This is a genomic window from Devosia ureilytica (genome assembly GCF_024273195.1).
In the GTDB taxonomy this organism is placed as follows: Bacteria; Pseudomonadota; Alphaproteobacteria; order Rhizobiales; family Devosiaceae; genus Devosia; species Devosia ureilytica.
Window position 1 is genome coordinate 84687 of the sequence record NZ_JAMZCU010000005.1, and the last position, 10801, is coordinate 95487.

Below are 10801 nucleotides of genomic sequence, written 5' to 3' on the forward strand. Positions count from 1 at the left end.
GCATGAGCAAGACCATTCTGACGATCGACGACAGCGCCTCCATCCGCCAGATGGTGGCCATGACGCTGACATCGGCCGGGCTCGAGGTTATCGAGGCCGGCAATGGTGCGGAAGGCTATGACAAGGCCACGACCAATACGGTCCATGCGGTGCTGACCGATCTCAACATGCCGGTGCTCAACGGCATCGAGTTCATCCGCAAATATCGCCAGCACCCCTCCTCCAAGGGCATTCCGATCATCCTGCTGACCACCGAGTCCGACGAGGCGTTGAAGCGGGAGGCCAAGGAAGCAGGCGCTACCGGCTGGATCGTCAAGCCGTTCAAGCAGGACCAATTGCTGGCCATCATCAAGAAGGTCACGGGCGCATGAACATAGCCGATCCCACGGAAACCTTCCGCCAGGAGGCGCGCGAGCTGCTTGAACAGCTCGAGGCGGGATTGCTCGATCTCGAGCAGGACCCCTCCAATGCCGATCTGATCAATTCCACCTTCCGCGCCCTGCACACCATCAAGGGCTCGGGCGCCATGTTCGGTTTTACCGCCGTGGCCGAATTCGTCCACGAGTTTGAAACCGCCTTCGACCAGGTACGCAAGGGGCAGACCCAGGCCAATACGGCCCTGATCAGAGTGGCGCTGGACGCCAAGGACCACATCCACCTGCTGATTGAAAATCCCGAGGCCGAAATCGGCGGCGGCGACGCGATCCTGGCCCAGTTGCGCATCATCATTGCCGGTGGCGCACCCACGGCCAGCCTCGCCCCCAGGGAAAAGCCCAAGCCTGTTGAAGCAGCACCGCCCAGGCCGGCCGCAATCAAGGCGACGTGGCGTCTCGAGTTCTACCTGCCCTCCGACGCGCTCATCTATGGCACCAATCCGCTTCTGCTGCTCGACGAACTGGCGGAAATCGGGCCGGCCACGGTAACCGCGCTCACCGACCGCATCCCGGACCTGGCCGTTCTCGACCCCGAAACGCCCCATATTGGCTGGCGCGTCGATATTGAGGCCGACGACCCCACATCGGCCATCGACGATGTTTTCCTGTTCCTGCGCGACAATATGGAACTGACCCTGACACGGCTCGACGATGTCATCGCAACCGTTGCCGCGCCCGAGATTGCGCCTTCCGTTGCAGCGGCACCCCCGCTCACCGCGCCTGCGCCGGCGGCCGCAATTCTGGCATCGCAAGCCCCGACCCCAAAGCCCAAGCCGGGCACCGGGGCCGACACCGCCGACCGGGCCGCAGCCTCCTCCCTGCGTGTCCCGGCCGAGCGGCTGGACGAATTGATGGATCGTGTCGGCGAACTGGTGATTGCGCAGGCGCGCCTCAGCCAGATTGCCGGGCTCAGCTCCGATACCGCGCTCAAGACCATTGCCGAGGAACTCGAACGCCTGTCCTCGGGGCTGCGCGACACCACTATGGGCATCCGCATGGTGCCCATCGGCACGCTGTTCGGACGTTTCCGCCGCCTGATCCACGACCTGTCGGGCGAATTGGGCAAGACCATCGAATTCGTCACCGCCGGTGAAGACACCGAACTCGACAAGACCATGATCGAGCGCCTGGCCGACCCGCTGGTGCACTTGATCCGCAATTCGGTCGATCATGGCCTCGAAAGCGCAGAAAAGCGCCTCGCGGCCGGCAAGCCGGCCAAGGGCACGGTTCGCCTGTCGGCCGTCTATTCAGGCGCCGAGGTGGCGATCTCGGTCACCGATGACGGCGCCGGTCTCGATCTCGCCCGCATCCGCGCCAAGGCCGAAGAAAACGGCCTGATCACGCCCGAAGCCAAGCTCACCGAACAGGAACTCAGCCACCTGATCTTTGCGCCCGGCTTCTCGACGGCCAAGGAAGTGACGTCTCTGTCGGGCCGCGGCGTCGGCATGGACGTGGTCAAGCGTACCATCGACGGATTGCGCGGCACCATCGAGGTGACCAGCAAGCCTGGCCAGGGCTCGACCATGACCCTGAGGCTCCCGCTGACCCTGGCCATCATCGATGGCATGCTCGTTCGCGTCGGCAATGGCCGCTATACCATCCCTCTGGCCGCCGTCGAGGAATGCGTGGAAATTCCCGAGGGGATCGAAGCCCATGCCAAGGGCCGCAACTTTCTCGACATTCGCGGCGCCCTCGTCCCCTATCTGCGGCTGCGCGAAGTCTTCGGCACCACGGTTGAGGCCGATCCGCACCAGAAGGTGGTCATCGTCTCCTCGGGCGAAGGCCGGGTGGGCCTGGTGGTCGACCAGATCATTGGCAACAACCAGACGGTCATCAAGCAGCTTTCCAAGCTCCATTCGGGGGTCAAGTCCTTCTCCGGCGCCACCATCCTGGGTGACGGCACTGTCGCGCTGATCCTGGACACCGCGCATCTGGTGGCATCGGGCCAGTCCTATGTCGATCGCAACATCACCGGGAGGGCCGCATGAACCAAGCCCAGAACAGCATGCCCGCCTCAATGACCGCCCTGACCATACGTCTGGACGACGAACTGTTCGCAGTCGAAGCCGGTCGGGTGCGCGAGATACTCGATCTTGTGCCCATCACCGAAGTCCCCAATGCGCCCGACTTCGTGGGCGGGCTGATCAATGTTCGGGGACGCGTCGTGCCCCTCGCCGATCTAAGGGTGATGTTCGGCATGAACCGGCCCGAGCCGGACCAGGACACTCGCATCGTGGTGATGGAAGTGGACATTGACGGCGAACCCACCATCGCCGGCATCCTTGCCGACAAGGTGCATGACGTCACCGATATCGAGGCCGCTTCCATCGAAGAGGCTCCAAAAGTCGGCATGCGCTGGCGCCCTGAATTCATCAAGGGCATCGGCAAGCGCAATGGCGGCTTCATCATCATTCCGAACATGGAACGCATTTTCGAAACACCGGGCGCAAGAAACGCACCCGTCGCAGCTTCAGAAGAAAGGTCTGCATCGTGAGACTGACAATCAAGACAAAACTGGCGGCCGTCTTCGGCGTGGTCGTCGCGCTTTCCGCGGGAAGCATGTTCATCGCCCTGCAGAACCTGGGCCAGCTCAACCAGGAGCTTGAAACCATGGTCGAGGTCCGGTCGGCCAATCTGATCCGGTCCTCGCAGATGCAGACAAGCCTTGAAAGTCTGGGCTCGCGCGTCCGCGCGCAGATCATCACCAAGGACCAGGCGGAAAAGGAAAGCTACGTCGCTTCACTCGCCGAAGACTATAATGAACTGATCGATGGCCATGCCTTCCTTGAAGGCAACACCATGGACCCGGCGATCAAGGAGCAACTGCCGGCTTTCATCGCCAAGGTCAACGAACTCTATGTTGCGGTTGAACGTGGCGAGGAACTGACCCTCAAGAACTCCGACGCAAATGCTCTCGCGATCAGCCGCAGCGAAGGCAGCGGCGCGCTCGGCGTGTTTGAGGAAACCATGGCCGCCCTGCGCACGTCGCTACAGCGCAAGGTCGACGCCGGCGACCTGTCCGCCTTCCCCGCCTATCAGGCCGCGACCGAGCTGTTCCTGACCGGTTCGGACATGTTCCGCCAGCAGCGCAATGTGCTTCTCGCCGCCTCTCAGGACCGGGAGCTCCAGGAAAAGTGGCATGCCGACTATATTTCGGGCGTGATCGCGAATGCCGAGCGCCTACCCGAGCTGCAGCGGACCATGCCAACCGCCGACATGACCCTCTTCAACGCCGCCCGCGACGCCTATGACGGCATGGTCGCCGCCATGGACAAGGCCGTGGCCGTTTCCATGGAAAATGGCGACTACTTCGCCTTGCAGGAAATGCAGCAGGTGAACACCCTGCGCCGCGAGGCCAACGCCATCTTGCAGACCATGATTGACCGCAATACAGCCGTCATGGAGCAGGCAAAAGCTGAAGCGAACGAACTTTACCAGACTTCGCTGATGCTGCTGATCGGCCTGCTGGTGGGTTCGGCCCTGATCGCCCTGATCGCCGCGACCTGGATCGTCATGACGATCTCCCGCGCTCTTTCCAGCGCCGTGCGCCTCGCCGATGAAGTGGCTGGCGGCAATCTCTCGGCCAGTGCCGAAGTCAAAGGCGATGACGAAGTGGGCGATCTGATCAAGACGCTCAACGCCATGACCGGCAAGCTGCGCGAAGTGGTCACGGAAGTCACCAACGCCACCCGCAATGTCGCTGCCGGCTCCCAGGAAATGTCGGCCACCGCCGAACAGCTGAGCCAGGGCGCCACCGAACAGGCCTCCTCGACCGAAGAGGCCTCTGCCTCGATGGAAGAAATGGCGGCCACCATCAAGCAGTCGGCCGACAATGCCAGCCAGACCGAAAAGATCGCCCGTCAGTCCGCTGCCGACGCAATTGCTTCGGGTGAAGCGGTGACCAATGCCGTTACCGCCATGCAGACCATCGCCGAAAAGATCATGGTGGTGCAGGAAATCGCCCGCCAGACCGACCTGCTCGCCCTTAACGCCGCGGTGGAAGCCGCGCGCGCTGGTGAACATGGCCGCGGCTTTGCGGTGGTGGCTTCCGAAGTGCGCAAGCTCGCCGAACGCAGCCAGGCTGCCGCCGCCGAGATCTCGACGCTCTCGGGCACCACGGTCAAGGCGGCCCAGTCCGCCGGCGAAATGCTGGGCAAGCTGGTGCCTGACATCCAGCGCACGGCCGAACTGGTGGAGGAAATCTCCGCCGGCAGCCGCGAGCAGAATGCCGGGGCGGCCCAGATCAACACGGCCATCCAGCAGCTCGACAAGGTCACCCAGCAGAACACCTCGGCCGCCGAGGAAATGTCTGCCACCTCCGAGGAACTGGCCAGCCAGGCCGAGCAGCTGCAATCGGCGATCAGCTATTTCCGCATCGACGCCACAAGCCTCTCGGCGCCAGCCAATGAGAGCGTGAGCAAGCCCGACATCAAGGCCCAGATCATGGCAAAGGCCCCGCATATGGCGCCACGCAAGCCCGCCAAGGCAAAGGCCAAGGCAAGCGCCGGTGGTGGCTTTGACCTCGACATGGGCGATGCCGGGGACGACCTCGACAGCGATTTCACCCGTCGCGGCGCAGCCTGACCACAAGGTCCATCAAGCACCCCGACCGCCAGAAGGCGGTCGGGTATGGCTGACGAACTGGACGCCGATTTTACCCGCCGCGCAGCGGCATAGGAAAATGCCATGGCTGAACTCTTGCAATATGTCACTTTGGGTGTCGCCGACGAGCTGTATGCGGCGCCGGTTACCAAGGTGCAGGAAATCCTGGACATGCGGCCCATTGCCCGCCTGCCACGCGCCCCGGACAACCTCCTGGGTATGATTGATGTACGGGGCGAAGGCGTTCCGGTGCTCGACCTGCGCCGGACCCTGGGCATTGAACCGGCGCCCGACACCGAAAACACGCGCATCGTCGTGCTCTCGGTCAATGGACCGCAGGGCATCCTGACGGTCGGCCTCCGCGCCGACCGGGTCTTCGAGGTGACCGTGCTCGACAGCGAAACCCTCGATCCGGCCCCGACCATCAGCGCCAGCTGGAGCGGTCACTGCATCGCGGGCATTGGCCGGCGCAATGGCCGTTTTGTCACCGTGCTCGACCTCGATCGACTGCTTGGCGAAGCCGCAACCGTGGGCATTGCAGCCTGACATCGGAGTTGGCCGGGTCCCGACCCGGTCGTCCAGTGACCGCGTATCGGAGTATCTCAGTGCCTGTAGCCGCCAGCAAATTCACATTGGACGAAGCCGACGACCACCTGGACATGCGCGATTACCAGCGCATCGCCACCCTGATCGGCAAGCAGGTCGGCATCAAGCTTCCGCCCGCCAAGCGCCTGATGGTGGAGGGGCGGCTGCGCCGACGCCTGCGACACCTGCAGCTGGACACCTTTGCCCAATATGGCGACTTTCTGTTCCGCCAGGATGGGCTTGAGCGCGAACTGCCTTATCTGATCAATGCGGTGACCACCAACAAGACCGACTTCTTCCGCGAGCCCGAACATTTCGAGTGCATGGAGCGGGTGCTGGTGCCCGCGCTGCTCTCGGCGCGCCAGGACCGTATGCCCCTGCTCAAGGTGTGGAGCGCTGCCAGTTCCACCGGCGCCGAGGCCTATACCATCGCCATGGTGCTGGCCGATATGGCGGCAGCGCGGCGCGACTTCCGCTTCGCCGTTCTGGGCACCGATATTTCGACCGAAGTGCTCGAGACCGGCCGTCGCGCTGTCTATCCGGCCGAACTCGTCGCGCCCGTGCCGCCCGGCATGCAGTCGCGCTTTCTCATGCATCCCCGCCGCCCCGGCGCGCGACCCGAGGTCCGCATTGCTCCCGAACTGCGGCGCCAGGTGCGCTTTGATCGGCTCAACCTGATGGACGAGAGCTATCCCTACGACCGGGACGTCGACATCATCTTCCTGCGCAATGTGCTCATCTACTTCGAAAAATCCGATCAAGCCGCGGTCATTTCGAGACTGGTCGGACACCTTCGACCCGGCGGTTATCTACTTCTTGGTCATTCGGAGTCCATGATCGGCACGTCGATCACCATGCGTCAGATCGCGCCCGCCGTATTCCAGAAGGTCTGAGGCCATCCGATGAGCCAGAAAATCCGTGTGCTGATCGTCGATGACAGCGCTTCGGTCCGCACGACGCTGTCCGACATCATATCGGCCGACCCCGACCTTGAGGTCATGGCCACGGCAGCCGACCCCTATGTCGCCGTCGAGCGTATCCGCCAGGAAGTGCCCGATGTCATGTTCCTCGACATCGAATTGCCGCGCATGGACGGCATCACCTTCCTCAAGAAGATCATGAGCCAGCGGCCCATTCCGGTGGTGATCTGTTCGAGCCTGGCCCAGGACGGTTCCGACGCGTTCATGCAGGCGCTTGAAGCGGGCGCGGTCGATGTGGTGGCCAAGCCGCGCGTCGATACGGCCCAGTTCCTGCAAGAATCGCGCATGCGTATCTGCGACGCTGCCAAGGCCGCTGCCCATGCCAAGATGCGGGGCCTCGCCAAGGACTCGCCGGTCCTGCGCGCGCCCAGTCCCGACATCAAGGTCGAGGCCAAGCTGACTGCCGACGCCATCATTCCGCCGATCTCGGACGCTCGCCGCGAAAGCCTGATCGCCCGCCTGCCCGTGACCGAGCCCATCGTCGCCATCGGCGCGTCAACCGGCGGCACCGAAGCGCTGCGCGAAGTGCTCGAGGCCCTGCCGGCCAACAGCCCGCCGATCCTGATCGTCCAGCACATGCCGGAAAAATTCACAACGGCCTTTGCCCGCCGCCTCGACATGAGCTGCGCCGTCACCGTCAAGGAGGCCGAGGACGGCGACCTCGTGTTGCCGGGCCAGGTGCTGATCGCGCCGGGAAATCTGCACATGATGCTGGTGCGCAATGGCTCGCGCTACACCGTCAAGATCGAGGAAGGCCCGCATGTGTCCCGCCATCGGCCTTCGGTCGATGTGCTGTTCCGCTCCACCGCGCAATCTGCGGGCAAGAACGCCATGGGCATGCTGCTCACCGGCATGGGCGACGATGGCGCGCGGGGTTTGCTTGAAATGCGCCAAATGGGCAGCCTGACCATCGCCCAGGACGAAGCCAGTTGCGTCGTGTTCGGCATGCCCAAGGAAGCCATACAGCGCGGCGCCGCCAGCCGCACCCTGCCCCTCAACAAGATGGCCGGCGAAATCAACGCCTTTGGCCGCAAATCCATGGCCAGCGCCGGAGGAAATTCGTGAGCACTCTTGCTGACCCCAAGGCTATCCGCACACTCGCCGCGGATCTGGCGCGGCCCCGCCAGGACATCGAGGCCGCCTTTGTCGCCGTTGGCGCCCGCCTGACCGAAGGCGCAGCGCTGCTCAATACCTTGAGCAAGCTGTTCGAAGCGCTACCCGAAGCACTGGGCGGCGCCGATGTGGAAGAAGCCACGACGCGCCTCAGCGCCGTGGCGACCCGAGCCGAAGAACTCGCAGCGACCTTTGGCCAGGAAAAGGCCGATCTGGCGCGCCTCGTCGAAGTGGTGGCAGCCGCCAGCGCGCCCATTTCCGACCTCAAGCGGGCCGTCAAGATGATGGGCATCGTCTCGGTCAATGCCCGCGTCACCGCCGCCAGCATTGTCGGGGATAGCGACGACTTTGACGTCTTTACCACCGATATTGCGAGCCTGTCGGACTCGGCCAGCCGCACCATCCAGGATTTTGCCCAGGTCTATCGGCAGTTGACCGCTGAGGTGGACCGCGCCGCCAACCAGCGCGCCCGCTTCGAGGCCACCCATGCCCATACGCTCTCGCATCTGGGGTCAAGCCTTGCCACCACGCTCGAAGCCCTCGGGCAGCAGCGCACCACGGCCCTTGCCAGCAGCGCCCAAACCGGTCGCGTGTCCCGCCAAATCGTGGGGCGTATCGGCAGCGCCGTAATGGCCCTGCAAGTCGGCGACGCCACCCGTCAGCGTATCGAACACGTCGAGGCCGCCCTTTCGAGACTGGCCGAGCATCAGTCTGACCCGGCCCTCGCGGCGGACCATCCCGCCGCCCTTGCTGCGATTTCAACCTTGCAGCACACTCAACTGCGCCAGACCGCCGCCAGTTTCGCCCATGAAGTCGAGCAGGCCGAGGCAGATCTGTCCGCCCTTGCCGCCGACGCCGGGACCATCATGGCCCGCTCACGCGATTTCGGCGGCGACGAACGGGGCAAGAGCTCGGCCATTGCCAGCCTTTCGGCGCAATTGCGCACGGCCGTGACCATTCTGGCCGATTTTGAAACCGAGCGCGCAAAACTCGAAATCGTCGCTGCCGCCGTGCAAGAAACAGTGCGGGTACTGCTCGAGCATGTCGAGGCGGTGCAGGAAATCGAATCCAACATGCGCCTGGTCAGCCTCAATGCCGCAGTACGATGCGCTCAGTTGGGGCCGCGCGGCGCCTCGCTGACCGTGATTGCCAGCCAATTGCGCGAGCTGACCAGCGAAACCGTGGTTGCGGCCGAGGCCGCCATGGCGCGGCTGGACGAATCATCAAGCCTGGCCGGATCGTTCGGTGCCGCTGCTGCCGGCCAGGGCGCAGGCCAGGTTGGCGCGCTTGAAGACCAGGCCAATCTGGCCCTCGACATCCTCTCACGCCTCGATCAGCACATGGCCGCCGCACTGGCCCGCCTCAACAATGATGGCCCCAGGGTGATCAAGCTGCTTGAAGGGGCAGCCGCCGGCCTGTCGGGTCAAACGGTCATGGCCGAAACCATGGACGACATGGCCATCACCATCGCCGCCCTATCGACCGAGCCCGCACCCACGACCCTGTCGCCGGCCCTGGCTGACCTCATCGCCGGTCTGCGCAAGACTTATACGATGGAAGCCGAGCGGCAGGCCCATGACCGGCTGTTCCCCAAGGCGCCGGGCACGGCGGCAATTGTGGCGGATGAAGCCGAAGCCGAAATGAACCTCGAAGCCTTCATGCTCTGACCTGCGCGGGAAAATGGTCCCGGTGAAATCAACCGAACAATGTATTGATGATTTCACCGGGAAATTTGGTAGCGAAGCCCAGATTTGAACTGGGGACACGCGGATTATGATTCCGCTGCTCTAACCAACTGAGCTACTCCGCCCCAAGGGGCAGTCGGGCAGACCGACTTTCGCCTTACTAAGGTTTGCCGGCTCCGCCTGTCAAGCGGTGCGTATTACACAAGTGCGAAATCTCCGCTTGTTGTTCAATTATCCGCACCAGTGCGTTGCGATTGGTTTGCTAGGCAAAACGAGAGCGCGCCCATACATTCATGATCGAACACGGCGCACCCTGCGCCGCACATGATTTAGGTTGGCGGGCCGCTTTGAACCCGCCGAGGAGACATGAAATGACCCTTGAGCTTGGCGGCATTCATCACCTGACCGCAGTGACCGCAGACGCGCCGAGAAATCTCGCTTTTTATACCCAGACCATGGGCATGCGCCTGATCAAGAAGACGGTGAACCAGGACGACACCTCGGCCTACCACCTGTTCTATGGTGACGGCGTGGCCTCGCCCGGTGCCGACCTGACCTTTTTCGATTTCAACACCATGCGCGAAACCCGCGGCAATCACACCGTTGGTCGCACCGGCCTGCGCGTTGATAGCGAAGACACGTTGAAATGGTGGAAGGATCATCTGCAGTCGAACAATGTGGGCACCAGCGCCATCAAGGAACGCTTCGGCCATGTCTCGCTCGATTTCGAGGACTTCGAGGGCCAGCGCTTCCGCATGGTCGTTGATGGGGCCAATAAGGTCGTGCCCTGGGCCAAGTCACCCGTCCCGGCCGACAAGCAGATCATTGGTCTGGGGCCAATCACCCTGTCGGTGCCGGAACTCGAACCCACCGACGCCATGCTGACCCGCGTCATGAGCATGCGCCAGGTGCGGCACTATCCGGCCCGCGAGCGCAATGGCGAGGTCTTTGTCTATGAAATGGGTCCGGGCGGTCCGGCCGCTGAACTCCATGTCAGCGTCGATCCCAGCCTGCCCAGGGCCCGGCCCGGCGCCGGTGGCGTCCATCACGTCGCCTTCCGCACCCCGGACCAGGACAGCCTGCGCGAATGGGTGCGCCATGTGAACAGCTTCGGCATCCGCTCCTCGGGTGAGGTGGAACGCTTCTATTTCACCTCGCTCTACTTCCGCGAGCCCAATGGCATTCTTTTCGAGATTGCCACCGACGTTCCCGGTTTCGCGGCTGACGAACCGATGGAAACCCTGGGCGAAAGCCTGGCCCTGCCGCCCTTCCTCGAAGGCAAGAGGGCGCAGATCGAGGCGGGACTGAAGCCGCTGGTCTGACCTTCACCTCTCCCTTGGGGGAGAGGTCGACGACGAAGTCGGCGGGTGAGGGGGCCCTCCCGGCAAACCCAGACAGGGGG

9 protein-coding genes and 1 tRNA gene are annotated in these 10801 nt (G+C 63.5%); 9 read left to right on the forward strand and 1 reads right to left on the reverse strand.

The window, feature by feature from the left end; genetic code table 11:
* Positions 1-2 precede the first annotated feature (2 nt).
* The 8 genes from NIM87_RS13710 to NIM87_RS13745 all read left to right on the forward strand — a co-directional run bounded on the left by NIM87_RS13710 (position 3) and on the right by NIM87_RS13745 (position 9381).
* Entirely contained in the window at positions 3-371 is a 369-nt protein-coding gene (locus tag NIM87_RS13710) for a response regulator (protein ID WP_254675267.1), read from the forward strand.
* Complete coding sequence (locus NIM87_RS13715; protein ID WP_254675268.1) at positions 368-2422, forward strand: chemotaxis protein CheA; 2055 nt, start codon at positions 368-370, stop codon at positions 2420-2422. The genes NIM87_RS13710 and NIM87_RS13715 overlap by 4 nt, the downstream gene beginning before the upstream one ends.
* On the forward strand, positions 2419-2928 hold the full coding sequence (locus NIM87_RS13720; protein ID WP_254675269.1) for a chemotaxis protein CheW: 510 nt from the start codon (positions 2419-2421) through the stop codon (positions 2926-2928). The genes NIM87_RS13715 and NIM87_RS13720 overlap by 4 nt, the downstream gene beginning before the upstream one ends.
* A complete protein-coding gene (locus NIM87_RS13725) occupies positions 2925-5018 on the forward strand; it encodes a HAMP domain-containing methyl-accepting chemotaxis protein (protein ID WP_254675270.1) in 2094 nt (697 codons plus the stop codon). The genes NIM87_RS13720 and NIM87_RS13725 overlap by 4 nt, the downstream gene beginning before the upstream one ends.
* 102 nt (positions 5019-5120) lie before the next feature.
* Complete coding sequence (locus NIM87_RS13730; RefSeq protein ID WP_254675271.1) at positions 5121-5582, forward strand: chemotaxis protein CheW; 462 nt, start codon at positions 5121-5123, stop codon at positions 5580-5582.
* A 113-nt stretch (positions 5583-5695) separates the two neighbouring features.
* On the forward strand, positions 5696-6514 hold the full coding sequence (locus tag NIM87_RS13735) for a CheR family methyltransferase (protein ID WP_254675503.1): 819 nt from the start codon (positions 5696-5698) through the stop codon (positions 6512-6514).
* Between the two features lie 9 nt (positions 6515-6523).
* Complete coding sequence (locus NIM87_RS13740) at positions 6524-7666, forward strand: protein-glutamate methylesterase/protein-glutamine glutaminase (protein ID WP_254675272.1); 1143 nt, start codon at positions 6524-6526, stop codon at positions 7664-7666.
* Positions 7663-9381 (forward strand): hypothetical protein, encoded by a 1719-nt coding sequence (locus tag NIM87_RS13745; RefSeq protein WP_254675273.1) that lies wholly within the window; start codon positions 7663-7665, stop codon positions 9379-9381. Before NIM87_RS13740 ends, NIM87_RS13745 begins: the two co-directional genes overlap by 4 nt.
* Positions 9382-9447: 66 nt before the next feature.
* On the opposite strand, the gene NIM87_RS13750 is transcribed toward NIM87_RS13745, so the two are convergent.
* Positions 9448-9524: transfer RNA gene (locus NIM87_RS13750), tRNA-Met, on the reverse strand.
* A 246-nt stretch (positions 9525-9770) separates the two neighbouring features.
* Here NIM87_RS13750 and NIM87_RS13755 point away from each other — a divergent pair.
* A complete protein-coding gene (locus NIM87_RS13755) occupies positions 9771-10721 on the forward strand; it encodes a ring-cleaving dioxygenase (protein ID WP_254675274.1) in 951 nt (316 codons plus the stop codon).
* The last annotated feature ends 80 nt before the right edge of the window (positions 10722-10801 follow it).

Coding starts and splice junctions, on each gene's coding strand:
- NIM87_RS13710 (WP_254675267.1), top strand. CDS start 3: ATGAGCAAGACCATTCTGACGATCGACGACAGCGCCTCCATCCGCCAG.
- NIM87_RS13715 (WP_254675268.1), top strand. CDS start 368: ATGAACATAGCCGATCCCACGGAAACCTTCCGCCAGGAGGCGCGCGAG.
- NIM87_RS13720 (WP_254675269.1), top strand. CDS start 2,419: ATGAACCAAGCCCAGAACAGCATGCCCGCCTCAATGACCGCCCTGACC.
- NIM87_RS13730 (WP_254675271.1), top strand. CDS start 5,121: ATGGCTGAACTCTTGCAATATGTCACTTTGGGTGTCGCCGACGAGCTG.
- NIM87_RS13735 (WP_254675503.1), top strand. CDS start 5,696: ATGCGCGATTACCAGCGCATCGCCACCCTGATCGGCAAGCAGGTCGGC.
- NIM87_RS13740 (WP_254675272.1), top strand. CDS start 6,524: ATGAGCCAGAAAATCCGTGTGCTGATCGTCGATGACAGCGCTTCGGTC.
- NIM87_RS13755 (WP_254675274.1), top strand. CDS start 9,771: ATGACCCTTGAGCTTGGCGGCATTCATCACCTGACCGCAGTGACCGCA.